We start from the raw sequence: 18,862 nt of genomic DNA on the forward strand, positions 1-18,862 counted from the left end.
CTACATGCCTACGCGCCTACGGGCTTCAGACGCCGGGGCCGCCGGGCCGCTCGCCGGTCCGCTCGACGGCGCCCTTGGCGAGGACGGCCGAGAGTCCGAGCACGGTGCCCTTCTTCCCCGCGGCCGTGGTCTCGACGAGCACCGTGCGCTCCCCGAGGAACACCGACGTGGCCCGGTCGAAGATCCACTGGGTCTGCTCGCCCTCGGCGGTACGGGCGACGGCGACGCCCTCACGCCCGGCGGCGTCCTTCGCGGACGGCAGGACGGAGACCCCGGGGATCCGCGCCGCGGCCTCGTACAGCGCGGACGTCACCTTCGGAGGGGCCCAGGTCTCGGCGAGCAGCGTCCCGATCGCCCGGAAGGCCCGCTGGTCGGCATCGCCCCCGTCCCCGCGGGTCTCCTCCCGGATCAGCCGCAGCAGAGCCTCGGGGTCGGTCGGCAGGGTGGCCACGTACGCGTGCGTCGGATTCGTGACGGACGCCGGACCGGCCTCCAGGGTGGACGGCCGCGGTGACGCGCCGGGGTGGTCCAGCTCGTACACGGGCAGGCTCGGGGAGAGCACGGAGTCGGCCGCGCCGGCCTCGCGCAGGAGCCCCGGGCGGCTGCCGTCTGCGGAGAGCCACACCTCACGCTGACGGACGGGCGGCAGCGTGGCGACGCCACCGGCGGCGCCGCGCCCGGCGTGGGCGGCCAGACTCCTGATGTAGACGAAGTCCTGGGGACGGGCGTCCGGCGCCGGAGCGGCGGCGGCGGCGAGCGCCGCGCGGGACAGCAACCGTCCGGCGTCGGGCGCCGTCGGCTGCCCGGCCTCGATCCGCCCCTTGGCCCCGGCCGGAGTCTCCGCCGGCGCGAGGACGACGACCCCGGCCACAAGGGCGCAGGCCGCGGCGGGCGCGGCGATCCAGGCGAAACGGGGGACGGCGCGGGCGGAACGCGGGCGGCGCGCCGCGGGCCCGGAGGCCAGGGCGTCGCGCAGGACCGCGTACCGGAGCTCGTGCTCCCGCTCGGGCTCGAGTTCGGGCACGGGCGGCGGCGGGAGCAGCTCCGCCAGCTCGCCGCGCAGGCGCTCGTCGGAGGGGGAGTGCGTCGAGTGCGTCTTTCGGTTGGCGTTCATGCCTGGTTCTCCGGGGTCGTTCGGGGCACGGGGGCGGAGCGGACAGCGGACTGGACGACGGTCCGACCAACGGGGCGAGCGGAAGGCTCGGCAGCGGGCCGCTCACCTGCGGCCCGTCCGACGGAACGGCCGACGGCGGAAGACCCGACGGCGGAAGACCCGACGGCCCCCGGCCCGGCCGCACCTGGCCCCACCGCCCCTGCCCCAGCGGCCCGCTGTCGCCGCCGAAGCGCACGCAGTTCGGCGTCGGCGAGCTTGCGAAGCCGCTCACGCGCCCGGGACAGCCGGGACCGCACGGTCCCGACCGGTACCCCCAACGCCTCCCCGGCCGCCGCGTAGTCGAGGCCGGCCCACACGACGAGCGTGAAGACCTCCCGCTCGCGGCGCCGGAGCCTGCCGAGCGCGGCACGGGCCGCCCGTACCTGCTCGCCGTCCGTCATCCGGGCGAGGACGTCGTCGGCGAAGTCGGGCAGCACACCGCGCTCGGGGAGTCTGGCGAGCGCCGCGTCCCGCCGCCGCGCCTCCCGCGCGGCGCCGCGCATGATGTTGGTCGCGATGCCCAGCAGCCACGGCCGCAGGGTCCCGCCGTCGGCGTGCACCTTCCCGCGGCAGCGCCAGGCCTCCAGAAACGTGGCGGAGACGACGTCCTCAGCCGCCGCCCGGTCGCCGCACACCCGGAACGCGTAGTGGTACAGGACCCGCGCGTGCTCGTCGTACGCCTCGCCCAGCGCCGCCGGGTCTCCGGCGCGGAAACGATCTCTCATAGGTGATTCCACATCTGGCACTGGGCGTCGGTTCGCCCGGGTTCCGGTGACGTGGACCACACCGGCGGGCCGAAGCGACGGCGACGCGTCCCGGCCCCGTCCTCGATGTGTCCCAGGTCACGGGAACGCCCGGCCCGCGGCGATCAGTGCTGGACATGAACGATCCCACGACACCCCGGTCCATGAACCCGTCGACGAATTCGTCCACGGACCGGTCGACGAACCCGTCCACACCCCGCCGTGCGACCCGCCGCTCGGTCCTGCGCACCCTGGCCCTGGCCGGAGTCCTCGCCGGCACCTCCCTCTCCACGCCGAACCCCCTCGCGGTCGCCGCGGACGGTGCCCCCGAGACGTACGCGCTGACCATCCGGCACCTCGACCGCGCGGGAGCGGCGACCGGTGGCTACCAGACGACGGTCACCGGCATCTCAGGCCCCGGAGCCGAGGCCTCCGCCACCCCCTACGACGAGTCCGGCACGGTCACCGTCCGCCTGCCCAAGGGCCGCTACCTGCTCGACTCCACCCTGCTCGGCGCGGACCCGGCCGCAGGAACCGACTGGATCGTCCAGCCCCGCCTGGACCTGGACCGCGACACCGCGGTCACCGTCGACGCCCGCACCACGGTCCCGGTGGACGTCCGCCCGCAGGAGACCGGCGCCCGGTACCTCCACAGCATGGCGTTCGTCGAGGCCACCCACGAGGGAACCACCCGCTCGGCGAACATCATGATGTCGAGCGACCGCCTCCGGGTGGCCCACCTCGGGCCCGCCGCCGAAGCGGGTTCGGTGAAGGAGTGGATCGACACCTACTGGTCCGGCGAGCGCGCCGACTACGCGCTCGGCTACACCTTCAAGTCCGACCGCGCCCTGACGGGTCTCGTCCGGCACCCCGAACAAGGCGCGCTGGCCACCGTCAAGGTCCGGGCGGCGGCCCCTGCCGGAGCGACAGGGCCCGGATTCGTCGACATCCAGCCGAGTGCCGGCCCGACCGTCGGCCTCAACCAGCCCCTCGCACCGCGCGCCACCGCCACCTTCCTCGTGACCCCGGAGCGCGGCCGGTGGGATGTCGGCTACGCGGCCGCCGACATCCCCGGGAAGCAGCCCAACCGCTACTCCGCGAACGACTTCGCGGTGCGCGCGGGCGCCACGACCACGCACACCTTCGACAACGCGGTCTACGGCCCCTCCCTCGACGCCTCGTCCGGCGCCCGGCCCGCGGGCCTCCGTGACGGCGACACCCTCGCCCTCGACCTCCCCCTCCTCGCGGACGGGGAGGGCCACGCGCCGACAGCGCCGCGCTTCCACACCGCGACCACGACGCTCCACCGGAACGGCGTCCTGATCGGTACGAACAACGGCACCCCGGGCCGTGCCCGGTTCACCACCACCCCCGGCAGCGCCGCATACAAGCTCACGGCCACGGCGACCCACGGCAGCGGCCCGACGGCGGGCGGCCGCGTGACGGCGGCCTGGACCTTCACCTCGGCGGCAACGGCGGGCCCGGCCGCACTCCCGCTCAGCACGGTCCGCTTCGCCCCGGATCTCGACCTCGACGGCACCGCCCCGGCCGGCGCCCTGGTCGGCGTCCCGGTGACCGTCCAGGGCACGGCGGCGACGACGGGCGTCCGCTCCCTCACGGTGTCGATGTCCACGAACGGCGGCACCACCTGGACCAGGGTCCCGGTCCTCGACGGCCGGGCGGGGTTCCGCACCCCCGCCGCGGGCGGAACGGTCTCGCTCCGCGCCGAACTCACCGACACCGCGGGCAACACCCTCACCCAGACCCTGCGAAACGCCTACCGCACCAGCTGACCTGACGCCCCGACAGCCGAGCGGAAGCCCCGGGGGAGGCCCGACCCTCCCCCGGGGCTCCCGCCCCCTGCAACCCAGCCCCCCCGTGAACCAGCCCTCCGTAACCCTTCACCCCCCATACGTAGCCTGCGAGTCCCCGAGGACCCCGGCGAAGTCCGCGGCGAGCAGCACCGCGTCCGCCGGCGCGAGTGCCGCCGTCGTGATGCGGACGGCCGGCGGAGCGGCGATCCGGAACCGCGCGCCCGCCGCGACCCACCAGCCCTGCGTCCGCAGCCCGTTGACCACGGCGGACTCGTCCCGCACCGGCACCCACACATTCAGCCCGCTCGCCCCCACGGCGCGGATCCCGTACGTGCCGAGCGCCCCGATCAGCGCCGCACGCCGTTCCGCGTACGCGGCCTCGCCCGCGGCGACCAGCTCGCGCACGGCCCCGTCGGCGAGCAGCCCGGTCACCGTCTCCTGGAGTACGTGACTGACCCAGCCCGAGGTCATCAGCATCCGCCCGTCGTGCCGCGCGAGCGTCACCGCGTCGCACGCGACCCCGGCCCAGCGCAGGTCGATCCCGAGGTGCTTCGACACGGTCCGCACCTGTGCCCACCGGTCGAGCCCCGCCGCGGCGAGCGTGTACGCGGCTGCCCCGCCGACCTCCGCGTTGTGATCGTCCTCGACGACGAGGACCTCGGGGAACTCCCACAGCACGGGGACCAGTTCGTCCCGCCGCGTCCGCGTGAAGAACGCGCCGGTCGGACACTGCCCGCGCGGGCTGCACACCACCGCGCGCACCCCGCCCCGCAGCGCCGTCCGCAGCGATTCCGGTACGAGCCCCTCGCCGTCCACCGCCACCGGCACCATCCGCAGCCCGAGCGCGGGTACGAGGTCGAGCAGGTGGTGGAAGCCGGGGTCCTCGACGGCCACCGCGTCGCCGGGCCGCAGCTCCGTCGAGAGGAGCCGCGCGATGCAGTCGAGCGCGCCGTGCGCGAACGTCACGTGCTCCGCGGGCACCCCGTCCCGCTCGAACCACTCCCGGGTCAGCGCTTCGAGCGCCGACAGACGCGGCGCGGCGCGATGGGAGCCGTACACGGGGGCGACGGCCGACGGCGGCCGCAGGACGGGCAGGAAGGCGGGGTCCGGATGGCCGCCGGCGAGATCGACGAGCCCGTCCGGTACGCGCGGAGGCCGCCGGGAGGCCACCGAGGGCACGTCCGCGACCACCGTGCCGCCCCGGCCGCGGGTGACGATCAGCCCCCGCTGCCGCAGCTCCTTGTAGGCGGTCGCGACCGTTCCCGGACTCACCCCGAGATCGTCGGCGAGCCGCCGTACGGGCGGCAGGGCGTCGCCGGGGGCGAGCCCGCCCTCCGCGACGCCCCGCTCCACGGACGCGGCAATCCTCTTGGCCGTAGCCCCTTCGATCACATATTGTGCTGCCACGTAACGCATTATGTATCAATACAAAAGAATGCGCAAGGGGGACCCATGAGGAGCAGGACCAGCCCGACCCGCCAACCGCTCAAGGACCGCATCCCAGGTGGCAGCGACGGCCGCAGAATGCTGCTCATCGGCTTCATCGACAAGTGCGGCACGGGCCTCTGGTCCACGGCGATGGCCCTCTACTTCACCTATGTCACCGGCCTCGGCCTCGGACAGGTGGGCCTCCTGATCGCCGTCTCGGGCGCGGTCGGCATCGCGGGCTCCCCCCTCGGCGGGCGCCTCGCGGACCGCTTCCCCCTCGTCCGCGTGATCATCGGCACCCAGCTCCTGCGCGCGGCCGCCCTCCTGGCCCTCCTCACCACCGACGACTACGCCCTCCTCGTCCTGATCTCGGCGATCGGCGCCCTCCCCGACCGCGCGACCAACGTCCTCACCAAGCTCTACGCGGCCCGCGTGGCAGGCCCCGACCGCGTCCGCTACCAGGCGATCAACCGCACGACCTCCAACATCGGCTGGACCCTCGGCGGCCTCGGCGCCGCAGCGGCACTCGCGGTCGGCTCCACCACCGCCTTCCAGCTCCTCCTCGTCGGCGACGCGCTCTCCTACCTCGTCATGGCGGCGCTCACCCTCCGCTGCGCCGAGCCACCGGCCCCCACGCCCTCACGCGTCGTCGCGGCCTCGACCGACGAGTCCTCCACGGCCAAGCCCGCGAACCCCTGGCGCGACCGCGGATTCCTCGCCTTCACGGCAGGAGACGGCGTCTTCTTCCTCCACGACTCGATCCTCCAGGTCGCCCTGCCCCTCTGGATCGTCCATGCGACGGACGCCCCCGTAGGCCTCGCACCCCTCCTGCTGGTCCTCAACAGCGTCCTCGTCGTGGTCTTCCAGGTCCCGCTCTCCCGCTTCGGCGCGACGACCGACGCGGCCCGCGGCCTCTACACCCCGCTGGCGGCGCTCTTCGCGGCCGGCACCCTCGCCGTCGCGGCCTCCGCCCTGGGCGGCCCGACCCTCTCGGTCGCAGCCCTCGTCACGGCGGCCGTCGTCCTCACCTTCGCCGAGATGATCCACACCATCGCCTCCTGGGAGATCTCCGTCGCCCTCGCCCCGGGCGACGCCCAGGGCGCCTACCTCGGCGTCCACGGCCTCGCCCAGTCCACCCAGCGCTTCGCGGGACCCCTCCTCATGACAGGACTCGTCGCGACGGGCCCGCTCGGCTGGCCCTTCCTCGGCGCGGCCCTCGTCGCCACCTGCGCGGCCCAGAGCAGGCTGGTCCGCCGACGCCTCACCGAACCGTCACTGTCAGTGCGGACGGTTACGGTGAGTGAGCACTGATTCGGACGGTCACAAGGGGGATGCATGAACCGGACCGCGACAACGACGACCAACCTCCGCCGCGCCCTGCGCCGCGAGGTCCCCAGCACAGTCGGCCTGCTCGCGGACGCGCGGGACTTCGCGGCGATGCGCCGCTACAGCACCTTCGCCTTCGACGACCACACGGCCTATCTCCAGCAGATCGAAGCGCTCCTCAAATCCCTCGCCACCCAGGGCGGACACACGACGGTCACCCTCTTCGACCCCGAGGAGTACGAGGCCTACTGCGCGGAGACGGCGATCGACCCCGACCACCCGGCGAGCCGCAGCCGCTTCACGGCGCACCTCGCGGCAACAGGCGCCCGCGTCACCTACACGGGCCAGCCGCTCAGCACCCTCCTGCCGGAGCTCGTCGACACGGCGGTCCGCCACGCGACCTGGGAGTACGCGACCACGGTCCTCGCGACCGCCGGCGACTGCGCGACCTGCGGCAAGGACATCGGCAGGGCAGCCTTCACCCGCGCCTCCCACCTGCTGGTCCGCCTCCTCGAAGCAGCCGGCCCCGGCTCCCACCACCTCGTCTGCAGCGTCCCCGCGGGCGACGACCAACTCCTCGCAGTCCTCCACGCCGACGGCGGGACCGACCCCGCCGGCACAGAGGCGACGGAGTTCACCGCAGTCCTGGCGGCAGGCATCGCCCTCGCGGCACCGGGCGGCCTCGTCCTGCGCACCACCGACCCCGACGCCCCCGACCACCTCCACGGCTGGCGCCTCACCGACGGCACCCTGACACCCCTCACCGAGGGAGAGGTCTTCGCCGCCTACTGCACGGACGCCCGCACAGGAGAGCCCCTCTCCCCGGAGCCCGGCGTCGACTACCGGGCAGGCTTCCCCCTCGCCCCCGACCCCGACGACGAATGGCCCACCCACCACTGACCGGGTACGCGGAAGGGGCTCCCCGCCACCGAGGTGACGGGAAGCCCCTCCGATCCCTGCGTCAGCAGCGTCCCGGGATCACTCCCCGGACAGCACCGCCTGCGCGGCGATACGCGCCTCGTGGGCGGTGTCCGCGGCGCGCGCCGCGGCAGCCGCCCGCTCGCACTGCGCGAGCGTGTACTTGGCGAGCGTCGCCCGCACATACGGAATCGACGCGGCGCCCATGGACAGGGAGGTGACACCCAGCCCCGTCAGGACACAGGCGAGCAGCGGATCCGAAGCGGCCTCACCGCACACGCCACAGCTCTTGCCCTCGGCCTTGGCCGCATCGGCGGACAGCGCGACCAGGTCGAGCAGCGCCGGCTGCCACGGGTCCTGCAGCCGCGACACGGCACCGACCTGACGGTCGGCGGCGAAGGTGTACTGAGCGAGGTCGTTGGTGCCGAGCGACAGGAACTCGACCTCCTGAAGAATCGAGCGCGCCCGCAGCGCGGCCGAGGGAATCTCGACCATCGCACCGAACTTCGCCCGCAGCCCCGCCTCACGGCACGCGTCGGCGAAGGCCTTCGCGTCCGTACGGTCGGCCACCATCGGCGCCATGACCTCGAGGTACACGGGCAGCCCCTCGGCCGCCTTCGCCAGCGCGGTCAGCTGCGTCCGCAGCACCTCCGGGTGATCCAGCAGCGAGCGCAGCCCACGCACACCGAGCGCCGGGTTCGGCTCGTCCGCCGGCGTCAGGAAGTCCAGCGGCTTGTCCGCACCCGCGTCGAGGACACGCACGACCACACGGCCCTCGGGGAACGCCTCGAGGACCTTGCGGTAGGCCTCGATCTGCTTCTCCTCGGACGGAGCCTGCTTGCTGTCGTCGAGGAAGAGGAACTCGGTCCGGAACAGACCGACGCCCTCGGCGCCCGCCTCCACAGCGGCCGGCACGTCCGCAGGACCGCCGACGTTGGCGAGCAGCGGCACCTTGTGTCCGTCCGAGGTCGCACCAGGACCGCTGGACGAGGCCAGCGCGGCCTTCCGCGCGGCGGCGGCCTGCGTCAGCTCCGCCTTCTTCTCCTCGCTCGGGTCGACGAAGATCTCACCGGTCGAACCGTCGACCGCGATGAGCGTGCCCTCGGCAAGCTCACCGGCGCCCGGCAGCGCGACGATGGCAGGCACACCGAGCGCCCGCGCGAGAATCGCGCTGTGGCTGGTCGGCCCGCCCTCCTCCGTGACGAAGCCGAGCACGAGCGTCGGGTCGAGCAGCGCGGTGTCGGCCGGCGCGAGGTCCCGCGCGATCAGCACGTACGGCTCGTCGCTGTCCGGCACGCCCGGCATCGGGACACCGAGCAGCCGGGCGACGATCCGGTTCCGCACGTCGTCCAGGTCGGCGACCCGCCCGGCCATGTACTCACCGGCGCCCGCGAGCAGCTCCCGGTAGTGAGAGAACGCGTCGTAGATACCGCGCTCAGCCGTGCTGCCGACCGCGATCCGGCGGTCGACGTCGGCGATGAGCTCCGGGTCCTGGGCGATCATCGCCTGGGCCTCGAGCACCGCCTGGGCCTCGCCGCCGGCCAGATTGCCTCGCGCAATCAGGTCCGCGGCCACAGCTTCCACCGCCTGGCGGGCGCGCCCCTGTTCGCGCTCCGCCTCGTCGGCCGGAATCTGCTTGGCCGGCGGCTCGAGAACCGCCGTGCCCATGTGCCGGACCTCGCCGATCGCCACACCGTGGCTGACGCCGACGCCTCGCAGCGTTGTCTCCATCTCACCCGTCTCCGATTGAGCGACGGCCCCGGCCGCCGCGTTGAATGTCGAACTCGCGGTCGTCACGAGGACGATCCGGCTCAGCTCCAGCCGAAGAGCTGGTCGCCGGCCTTCACGTCGCCGTCGTCGACGACTCCGGAGAGCGAGTCCGCGGTGGCCTCCAGGGCCACGATGGGACAGATGGGGGACTTGCCGGCGGCCTCGACCTCGGCGGGGTTCCAGCGCACGACGGCCTGTCCGCGCGTCACGGTGTCACCCTTGTTGACGAGCAGCTCGAAGCCCTGCCCGTTGAGCTGAACGGTGTCGATGCCGAGGTGGGTGAGCACGCCGTGCCCCTCACTGTCGACGACGACGAAAGCGTGCGGGTGCATGGAGACGATGACCCCGTCGAGGGGAGACACCGCCTCCGAGGGCTCACGCACGGGGTCGACGGCGGTACCGGGACCGACCATCGCACCGGAGAAGACCGGGTCGGGAACTGCGGCGAGACCGATGGCGCGTCCAGCAAGCGGCGACGTCACGGTTGTCATGGGAAGCCTCCCAGGGGCGGAGATTGTGTGGCGCCGTCACTACCTGTCCTGGACGGCGTACTGTTCAGAAGCGTAAGTCATAAGAAGTCCTAGTTCCGCACGAGACGTACCAGTTGGCGGACCTAGGACTACCCCGAAACGATTTGCCTCTACTGACGGTGGGATGTACTGTCGTACTCCTGCCTGACCCCAACGCGACTTTGAGTCGTGGGTCGGCAGCACCTATCAAGCCAGATCCTAACCCCAGTGGTCTACACCTCTGCGTGCGTCAGCTCGCCGGGGGAGTGGTCAGGGGGGGCCGAGAAAGCCTGGTAATGTTTGACCCCGCCGGGAACGGGAAACGCGAATGCGAATTCCGCCCCGACATCCCGCTCCAGCGGGTGGCAGAAACGGGAAATCGGATCTGCTAGGCTGGAAACACGAAATACCGCAGGAAAAGCCCGGAGGAAAGCCCGCGAGGGTGAGTACAAAGGAAGCGTCCGCACCTTGAGAACTCAACAGCGTGCCAAAAATCAACGCCAGATTAGTTGATACCCCGTCCATCTTCGGATGGCGAGGTTCCTTTGAAAGTCCTGCCGGCCCTTGTGGCGGGTAGGCAACATACACAGCGAGGACGCTGTGGACGGTCGGCCACATTCCGGCATGACCGTCCCGCTCAACGCGAGTGTCACCCGATTACGGGTAAACATTCACGGAGAGTTTGATCCTGGCTCAGGACGAACGCTGGCGGCGTGCTTAACACATGCAAGTCGAACGATGAAGCCCTTCGGGGTGGATTAGTGGCGAACGGGTGAGTAACACGTGGGCAATCTGCCCTTCACTCTGGGACAAGCCCTGGAAACGGGGTCTAATACCGGATAACACCGGCCTCCGCATGGAGGCTGGTTGAAAGCTCCGGCGGTGAAGGATGAGCCCGCGGCCTATCAGCTTGTTGGTGGGGTAATGGCCTACCAAGGCGACGACGGGTAGCCGGCCTGAGAGGGCGACCGGCCACACTGGGACTGAGACACGGCCCAGACTCCTACGGGAGGCAGCAGTGGGGAATATTGCACAATGGGCGAAAGCCTGATGCAGCGACGCCGCGTGAGGGATGACGGCCTTCGGGTTGTAAACCTCTTTCAGCAGGGAAGAAGCGAAAGTGACGGTACCTGCAGAAGAAGCGCCGGCTAACTACGTGCCAGCAGCCGCGGTAATACGTAGGGCGCAAGCGTTGTCCGGAATTATTGGGCGTAAAGAGCTCGTAGGCGGCTTGTCACGTCGGGTGTGAAAGCCCGGGGCTTAACCCCGGGTCTGCATCCGATACGGGCAGGCTAGAGTGTGGTAGGGGAGATCGGAATTCCTGGTGTAGCGGTGAAATGCGCAGATATCAGGAGGAACACCGGTGGCGAAGGCGGATCTCTGGGCCATTACTGACGCTGAGGAGCGAAAGCGTGGGGAGCGAACAGGATTAGATACCCTGGTAGTCCACGCCGTAAACGTTGGGAACTAGGTGTTGGCGACATTCCACGTCGTCGGTGCCGCAGCTAACGCATTAAGTTCCCCGCCTGGGGAGTACGGCCGCAAGGCTAAAACTCAAAGGAATTGACGGGGGCCCGCACAAGCAGCGGAGCATGTGGCTTAATTCGACGCAACGCGAAGAACCTTACCAAGGCTTGACATATACCGGAAAGCATTAGAGATAGTGCCCCCTTGTGGTCGGTATACAGGTGGTGCATGGCTGTCGTCAGCTCGTGTCGTGAGATGTTGGGTTAAGTCCCGCAACGAGCGCAACCCTTGTCCTGTGTTGCCAGCATGCCCTTCGGGGTGATGGGGACTCACAGGAGACCGCCGGGGTCAACTCGGAGGAAGGTGGGGACGACGTCAAGTCATCATGCCCCTTATGTCTTGGGCTGCACACGTGCTACAATGGCCGGTACAAAGAGCTGCGATGCCGCGAGGCGGAGCGAATCTCAAAAAGCCGGTCTCAGTTCGGATTGGGGTCTGCAACTCGACCCCATGAAGTCGGAGTTGCTAGTAATCGCAGATCAGCATTGCTGCGGTGAATACGTTCCCGGGCCTTGTACACACCGCCCGTCACGTCACGAAAGTCGGTAACACCCGAAGCCGGTGGCCCAACCCCTTGTGGGAGGGAGCTGTCGAAGGTGGGACTGGCGATTGGGACGAAGTCGTAACAAGGTAGCCGTACCGGAAGGTGCGGCTGGATCACCTCCTTTCTAAGGAGCACAGTACCGATTGCAGACAAACGTTCTGCACGGTCAGCTCATGGGTGGAACGTTGATTAGTTGGCGTGAGCGAACCTGATGGTTCTTCGAGTACTGCTTCGGCGTGGAAAGAAGAGTCCGGTGGGTGGCTCACGCTTGGCACGTTGTTGGGTGTCTGAGGGTACGGCCGTATGGTTCGTATCTTCGAGGATGCCGGCCCCAGTGAACTCATCGGTTTGTCCGGTGGGGTGATGGGTGGCTGGTCGTTGTTTGAGAACTACACAGTGGACGCGAGCATCTGTGGCCAAGTTTTTAAGGGCGCACGGTGGATGCCTTGGCACCAGGAACCGATGAAGGACGTGGGAGGCCACGATAGTCCCCGGGGAGCCGTCAACCAGGCTTTGATCCGGGGGTTTCCGAATGGGGAAACCCGGCAGTCGTCATGGGCTGTCACCCATGCCTGAACACATAGGGCATGTGGAGGGAACGAGGGGAAGTGAAACATCTCAGTACCCTCAGGAAGAGAAAACAACCGTGATTCCGGGAGTAGTGGCGAGCGAAACCGGATGAGGCCAAACCGTATGCGTGTGATACCCGGCAGGGGTTGCGCATGCGGGGTTGTGGGATCTCTCTTCTGTCGTCTGCCGGCGACAGGACGAGTCAGAAACCGTATGGATAGGCGAAGGACATGCGAAAGGTCCGGCGTAGAGGGTAAGACCCCCGTAGCTGAAATTCATACGGCTCGTTTGAGAGACACCCAAGTAGCACGGGGCCCGAGAAATCCCGTGTGAATCTGGCGGGACCACCCGCTAAGCCTAAATATTCCCTGGTGACCGATAGCGGATAGTACCGTGAGGGAATGGTGAAAAGTACCGCGGGAGCGGAGTGAAATAGTACCTGAAACCGTGTGCCTACAAGCCGTGGGAGCGTCGCTCATTGGGTTTACCCAATGGGTCGTGACTGCGTGCCTTTTGAAGAATGAGCCTGCGAGTTTGCGGTGTGTTGCGAGGTTAACCCGTGTGGGGAAGCCGTAGCGAAAGCGAGTCCGAATAGGGCGATTTAGTAGCGCGCTCAAGACCCGAAGCGGAGTGATCTAGCCATGGGCAGGTTGAAGCGGAGGTAAGACTTCGTGGAGGACCGAACCCACCAGGGTTGAAAACCTGGGGGATGACCTGTGGTTAGGGGTGAAAGGCCAATCAAACTCCGTGATAGCTGGTTCTCCCCGAAATGCATTTAGGTGCAGCGTCGTGTGTTTCTTGCCGGAGGTAGAGCACTGGATAGGCGATGGGCCCTACCGGGTTACTGACCTTAGCCAAACTCCGAATGCCGGTAAGTGAGAGCACGGCAGTGAGACTGTGGGGGATAAGCTCCATGGTCGAGAGGGAAACAGCCCAGAGCATCGACTAAGGCCCCTAAGCGTACGCTAAGTGGGAAAGGATGTGGAGTCGCAGAGACAACCAGGAGGTTGGCTTAGAAGCAGCCACCCTTGAAAGAGTGCGTAATAGCTCACTGGTCAAGTGATTCCGCGCCGACAATGTAGCGGGGCTCAAGCGTACCGCCGAAGTCGTGTCATTGCAGCAATAGGGCCAACGCCCGCTGTGATGGGTAGGGGAGCGTCGTGTGCCGGGTGAAGCAGCCGCGGAAGCGAGTTGTGGACGGTTCACGAGTGAGAATGCAGGCATGAGTAGCGATACACACGTGAGAAACGTGTGCGCCGATTGACTAAGGGTTCCTGGGTCAAGCTGATCTGCCCAGGGTAAGTCGGGACCTAAGGCGAGGCCGACAGGCGTAGTCGATGGACAACCGGTTGATATTCCGGTACCCGCTTTGAAACGCCCAATATCGAGCCCATTAATGCTAAGGCCGTGAAGCCGTTCCGGACCCTTCGGGGAAAGGAAAGTGGTGGAGCCGTCGACCCAAGGTGGTAGTAGGTAAGCGATGGGGTGACGCAGGAAGGTAGTCCAGCCCGGGCGGTGGTAGTCCCGGGGTAAGGGTGTAGGGCGTGTGATAGGCAAATCCGTCACGCATTAAGCCTGAGACCTGATGCCGAGCCGATTGTGGTGAAGTGGATGATCCTATGCTGTCGAGAAAAGCCTCTAGCGAGTTTCATGGCGGCCCGTACCCTAAACCGACTCAGGTAGTCAGGTAGAGAATACCGAGGCGTTCGGGTGAACTATGGTTAAGGAACTCGGCAAAATGCCCCCGTAACTTCGGGAGAAGGGGGGCCATCACCGGTGATAGGACTTGCTCCTTGAGCTGGGGGTGGCCGCAGAGACCAGCGAGAAGCGACTGTTTACTAAAAACACAGGTCCGTGCGAAGCCGTAAGGCGATGTATACGGACTGACGCCTGCCCGGTGCTGGAACGTTAAGGGGACCGGTTAGTCACATTTCGGTGTGGCGAAGCTGAGAACTTAAGCGCCAGTAAACGGCGGTGGTAACTATAACCATCCTAAGGTAGCGAAATTCCTTGTCGGGTAAGTTCCGACCTGCACGAATGGCGTAACGACTTCTCGACTGTCTCAACCATAGGCCCGGTGAAATTGCACTACGAGTAAAGATGCTCGTTTCGCGCAGCAGGACGAAAAGACCCCGGGACCTTTACTACAGTTTGATATTGGTGTTCGGTTCGGCTTGTGTAGGATAGGTGGGAGACTTTGAAGCCGTGACGCCAGTCATGGTGGAGTCGCCGTTGAAATACCACTCTGGTCGTGCTGGATGTCTAACCTCGGTCCGTGATCCGGATCAGGGACAGTGTCTGATGGGTAGTTTAACTGGGGCGGTTGCCTCCCAAAGGGTAACGGAGGCGCCCAAAGGTTCCCTCAGCCTGGTTGGCAATCAGGTGTTGAGTGTAAGTGCACAAGGGAGCTTGACTGTGAGACCGACGGGTCGAGCAGGGACGAAAGTCGGGACTAGTGATCCGGCGGTGGCTTGTGGAAGCGCCGTCGCTCAACGGATAAAAGGTACCCCGGGGATAACAGGCTGATCTTCCCCAAGAGTCCATATCGACGGGATGGTTTGGCACCTCGATGTCGGCTCGTCGCATCCTGGGGCTGGAGTCGGTCCCAAGGGTTGGGCTGTTCGCCCATTAAAGCGGTACGCGAGCTGGGTTTAGAACGTCGTGAGACAGTTCGGTCTCTATCCGCTGTGCGCGTAGGAATATTGAGAAGGGCTGTCCCTAGTACGAGAGGACCGGGACGGACGAACCTCTGGTGTGCCAGTTGTCCTGCCAAGGGCATGGCTGGTTGGCTACGTTCGGGAGGGATAACCGCTGAAAGCATCTAAGCGGGAAGCCTGCTTCAAGATGAGTATTCCCACCTCCTTGAGAGGGTAAGGCTCCCAGTAGACCACTGGGTTGATAGGCCGGATGTGGAAGCCCAGTAATGGGTGGAGCTGACCGGTACTAATAGGCCGAGGGCTTGTCCTCAGTTGCTCGCGTCCACTGTGTTAGTTCTGAAGTAACGAACACGCCCCCCTTTGGGTGGTGCGGCGGTTCATATCTTCATAGAGTTTCGGTGGTCATAGCGTTAGGGAAACGCCCGGTTACATTCCGAACCCGGAAGCTAAGCCTTTCAGCGCCGATGGTACTGCAGGGGGGACCCTGTGGGAGAGTAGGACGCCGCCGAACAATTTTTAGCCTCAACCCCCGGATTAATTCCGGGGGTTGAGGCATTTTTGCGTTCTGCCGGTAGGCGGGACCCTGTGTACAGGCGCGTCCCGGCTGCGGGTAGGGTCAGGGGGCAACGTCGGCACCATCCCAGCAGGAGGCCCCCGGGTGGAGGTCCAGGAGACTCGCGTTCAGACCGACCGGGTCCTCACCATCCCCAACATTCTCAGCATGGCGCGTCTTCTCGGCGTGCCGCTGTTTCTCTGGCTCATTCTCCGTCCGGAGTTCGGTGGCCCCAACAGCGACGGGTGGGCTCTGCTCGTCCTGATGCTCAGCGGTGTCAGCGACTATCTCGACGGCAAGCTCGCCCGGCGCTGGAACCAGATCAGCAACCTCGGCCGGCTGCTCGACCCGGCCGCCGACCGGTTGTACATCCTGTCCACACTCGTGGGGCTCACCTGGCGCGAGATCCTGCCGCTGTGGCTCACCGCCGCCCTTCTGGCGCGCGAGGCGATGTTGCTGGTCATGGTGGGAATCCTCCGCCGGCACGGCTACCCGCCGCCGCAGGTGAACTTCCTCGGGAAAGCTGCGACATTCAACTTGATGTACGCGTTCCCGTTGCTGCTTCTCAGTGACGGAACGGGCTGGCTCTCGTCACTCGCTGAAGTTTTCGGGTGGGCCTTCGCCGGATGGGGTACAACTCTGTATTGGTGGGCAGGGATCCTCTACGTGGTCCAGGTCCGTCGACTCGTGAAGGCGGATACCGCGGCCGATTGAGCCCGTCCGTCCCGTGCCGAGCAACGTCGCCGGCAGGAACGAGGACGCCGAAGGGCCACCGAGCGGACAGGTGAAGTCGGCAGGACCGTCGTCTCTTCAAGGAGGACGCTTCCGACATGAAGGCCGTCGTGATGGCCGGTGGCGAAGGAACCCGACTTCGCCCCATGACCTCGAGCATGCCCAAGCCTCTTCTGCCGGTGGTAAACCGGCCGATCATGGAGCACGTCCTGCGACTGCTCAAGAGGCACGGTCTCAACGAGACCGTCGTCACCGTGCAGTTTCTCGCTTCCCTCGTCAGGAACTATTTCGGCGACGGCGAGGAGCTCGGAATGGAGCTCACCTACGCCAACGAGGAGAAGCCGCTCGGCACAGCGGGCAGCGTGAAGAATGCCGAAGAAGCGTTGAAGGACGACGCTTTTCTCGTCATCTCGGGGGACGCGCTCACAGATTTTGATCTGACCGATCTCATCGCCTTCCACAAGGAGAAAGGCGCCCTCGTCACCGTCTGTCTCACCAGGGTTCCGAATCCGTTGGAATTCGGGATCACCATCGTGGACGAGGAAGGGAAAGTCGAGAGGTTCCTGGAGAAGCCCACATGGGGCCAGGTCTTCTCGGACACGGTGAACACGGGTATCTACGTGATGGAGCCCGAGGTCTTCGACTACGTCGCGGCCGACACGTCGGTGGACTGGTCGGGTGACGTCTTCCCTCAGCTCATGAAGGAGGGCAAGCCGATCTACGGCTATGTCGCCGAGGGCTACTGGGAGGACGTCGGCACTCACGAGAGCTATGTGAAGGCCCAGGCCGATGTCCTCGAAGGCAAGGTCCAGGTCGACATCGACGGGTTCGAGATCTCCCCGGGTGTCTGGGTGGCCGAAGGCGCGGAGGTGCATCCGGACGCCGTGCTGCGCGGGCCGCTCTACATCGGTGACTACGCCAAGGTCGAGGCCGGTGCCGAGATCCGTGAGCACACCGTCATCGGCTCCAACGTGGTCGTCAAGAGCGGGGCCTTCCTGCACAAGGCCGTCGTGCACGACAACGTCTACATCGGGCAGCAGAGCAATCTGCGCGGCTGCGTCATCGGCAAGAACACCGACATCATGCGGGCCGCCCGGATCGAGGACGGAGCCGTCATCGGGGACGAGTGCCTCGTCGGCGAAGAATCGATCGTGCAGGGGAACGTCCGGGTCTATCCGTTCAAGACGATCGAGGCCGGAGCCTTCGTCAACACCTCGGTCATCTGGGAGTCCCGAGGGCAGGCGCATCTCTTCGGGGCGCGCGGGGTCTCCGGCATCCTCAACGTGGAGATCACTCCGGAGCTGGCCGTACGGCTCGCCGGTGCCTATGCGACGACGCTCAAGAAGGGTGCGACCGTCACCACGGCCCGTGACCACTCCCGGGGTGCCCGGGCGCTGAAGCGGGCGGTGATCTCGGCCTTGCAGGCCAGCGCCATCGACGTACGTGACCTGGAGAACGTACCGCTGCCCGTGGCCCGGCAGCAGACCGCACGAGGCAGCGCCGGCGGGATCATGGTCCGGACCTCGCCCGGTGTGCCGGACTCCGTGGACATCATGTTCTTCGACGAACGCGGGGCGGACCTCTCGCAGGCCGGGCAGCGGAAGCTCGACCGGGTGTTCGCGCGGCAGGAGTACCGGCGGGCCTTCCCGGGGGAGATCGGTGACCTGTCCTTCCCGGCGAGTGTCTTCGACTCGTACACCGGGTCGCTTCTGCGGAACGTCGACACGTCCGGGATCGCGGAGGCGGGGCTCAAGGTCGTCGTGGACGCCTCCAACGGCAGTGCGGGGCTCGTCCTGCCGAGCCTCCTCGGCCGGCTTCAGGTGGACTCGCTGACGATCAACCCCGGGCTCGACGAGTCCCGGCCCACCGAGTCGTCCGAGAGCCGGCGGGCCGGGCTCGTGCGGCTGGGGGAGATCGTGGCCTCGGCGCGGGCGGCGTTCGGGGTGCGGTTCGACCCCGTGGGCGAACGGCTCTCGCTCGTCGACGAGCGGGGGCGGATCATCGAGGACGACCGGGCGCTCCTGGTGATGCTGGACCTGGTGGCGGCCGAGCGGCGGTCGGGGCGGGTCGCGCTGCCCGTGACGACCACGAGGATCGCCGAGCAGGTCGCCGCGTACCACGGCACTCAGGTGGAGTGGACGACGACCTCGCCCGACGACCTCACGAGGGTCGGCCGGGAGGAGTCGACGATCTTCGGTGGTGACGGGCGCGGCGGGTTCATCGTGCCCGAGTTCAGCAGCGTCTTCGACGGTGCCGCCGCGTTCGTGCGGCTCATCGGTCTCGTGGCGCGGACGCAGCTCACGCTCAGCCAGATCGACGCGCGGATTCCGCGGGCCCATGTCCTGAAGAAGGACATCGCGACCCCGTGGGCCGTGAAGGGTCTCGTCATGCGTCGGGTGGTGGAGGCGGCGGGCAGCCGGTCCGTCGACACCACCGACGGTGTGCGGGTGGTCGAGGCCGACGGGCGCTGGGTGATGGTCCTGCCCGACCCGGCGGAGGCCGTCACTCACCTGTGGGCGGAGGGCCCCGACGACGCCTCCGCGCAGGCCCTGCTCGACGAGTGGACCGAGGTGGTCGACAGCGCCGGTCGCTGACGCGGCAGGCCATCAGGCCGGGAG

Annotated in this window: 10 protein-coding genes and 3 rRNA genes; 8 read left to right on the forward strand and 5 right to left on the reverse strand. The window is 67.5% G+C overall.

The genetic code is table 11. The features are described from left to right. Positions 1–25: 25 nt before the first annotated feature. Both DEJ46_RS33110 and DEJ46_RS33115 read right to left on the reverse strand, forming a co-directional pair. Positions 26–1,114, reverse strand: coding sequence for a CU044_5270 family protein (locus DEJ46_RS33110; protein WP_150272264.1), 1,089 nt, complete (start codon positions 1,112–1,114; stop codon positions 26–28). Beyond that, the gene (locus DEJ46_RS33115) at positions 1,111–1,878 is read right to left on the reverse strand and encodes an RNA polymerase sigma factor (RefSeq protein ID WP_150272266.1); all 768 of its coding nucleotides are present in this window, start codon (positions 1,876–1,878) and stop codon (positions 1,111–1,113) included. Before DEJ46_RS33115 ends, DEJ46_RS33110 begins: the two co-directional genes overlap by 4 nt. A 155-nt stretch (positions 1,879–2,033) precedes the next feature. Between DEJ46_RS33115 and DEJ46_RS33120 the strand changes: the two genes are divergently transcribed. After that, on the forward strand, positions 2,034–3,689 hold the full coding sequence (locus tag DEJ46_RS33120) for a serine protease (protein WP_223835270.1): 1,656 nt from the start codon (positions 2,034–2,036) through the stop codon (positions 3,687–3,689). A gap of 108 nt (positions 3,690–3,797) precedes the next feature. Here the strand turns inward: DEJ46_RS33120 and DEJ46_RS33125 are convergent, their stop codons facing one another. Beyond that, complete coding sequence (locus DEJ46_RS33125) at positions 3,798–5,117, reverse strand: aminotransferase class I/II-fold pyridoxal phosphate-dependent enzyme (protein ID WP_150272267.1); 1,320 nt, start codon at positions 5,115–5,117, stop codon at positions 3,798–3,800. A gap of 45 nt (positions 5,118–5,162) precedes the next feature. Between DEJ46_RS33125 and DEJ46_RS33130 the strand changes: the two genes are divergently transcribed. Further along, complete coding sequence (locus DEJ46_RS33130; protein WP_317852202.1) at positions 5,163–6,449, forward strand: MFS transporter; 1,287 nt, start codon at positions 5,163–5,165, stop codon at positions 6,447–6,449. 24 nt (positions 6,450–6,473) lie between these two features. Further along, the gene (locus DEJ46_RS33135; protein ID WP_150272269.1) at positions 6,474–7,364 is read left to right on the forward strand and encodes a hypothetical protein; all 891 of its coding nucleotides are present in this window, start codon (positions 6,474–6,476) and stop codon (positions 7,362–7,364) included. Positions 7,365–7,442: 78 nt separating this feature from the next. On the opposite strand, the gene ptsP is transcribed toward DEJ46_RS33135, so the two are convergent. Together ptsP and DEJ46_RS33145 are read right to left on the reverse strand one after the other, a co-directional pair. Further along, positions 7,443–9,113 carry a phosphoenolpyruvate--protein phosphotransferase gene (gene ptsP, locus DEJ46_RS33140; RefSeq protein WP_150274982.1) on the reverse strand — a complete coding sequence of 557 codons (1,671 nt, stop codon included), beginning with the start codon at positions 9,111–9,113 and terminating at the stop codon, positions 7,443–7,445. Positions 9,114–9,193: 80 nt separating this feature from the next. Next, a complete protein-coding gene (locus DEJ46_RS33145) occupies positions 9,194–9,643 on the reverse strand; it encodes a PTS glucose transporter subunit IIA (RefSeq protein ID WP_150272271.1) in 450 nt (149 codons plus the stop codon). A gap of 688 nt (positions 9,644–10,331) precedes the next feature. Here DEJ46_RS33145 and DEJ46_RS33155 point away from each other — a divergent pair. The 5 genes from DEJ46_RS33155 (at position 10,332) to DEJ46_RS33175 (ending at position 18,838) form a co-directional block, all read left to right on the forward strand. Further along, positions 10,332–11,856: ribosomal RNA gene (locus DEJ46_RS33155) — 16S ribosomal RNA — on the forward strand. 290 nt (positions 11,857–12,146) lie between these two features. Then, positions 12,147–15,269, forward strand: a 23S ribosomal RNA gene (locus DEJ46_RS33160). A gap of 84 nt (positions 15,270–15,353) precedes the next feature. Continuing rightward, positions 15,354–15,470, forward strand: a 5S ribosomal RNA gene (rrf, locus tag DEJ46_RS33165). Together the 16S, 23S and 5S rRNA genes form the textbook arrangement of a ribosomal RNA operon. A gap of 147 nt (positions 15,471–15,617) precedes the next feature. After that, positions 15,618–16,226, forward strand: a complete 609-nt coding sequence (locus DEJ46_RS33170) for a CDP-alcohol phosphatidyltransferase family protein (RefSeq protein WP_024756906.1) — start codon at positions 15,618–15,620, stop codon at positions 16,224–16,226. Between the two features lie 116 nt (positions 16,227–16,342). Next, on the forward strand, positions 16,343–18,838 hold the full coding sequence (locus DEJ46_RS33175; protein WP_150272276.1) for a mannose-1-phosphate guanyltransferase: 2,496 nt from the start codon (positions 16,343–16,345) through the stop codon (positions 18,836–18,838). The last annotated feature ends 24 nt before the right edge of the window (positions 18,839–18,862 follow it).

Origin of the sequence: Streptomyces venezuelae, from assembly GCF_008642375.1 — a bacterium.
Lineage (GTDB): Bacteria > Actinomycetota > Actinomycetes > Streptomycetales > Streptomycetaceae > Streptomyces > Streptomyces venezuelae_G.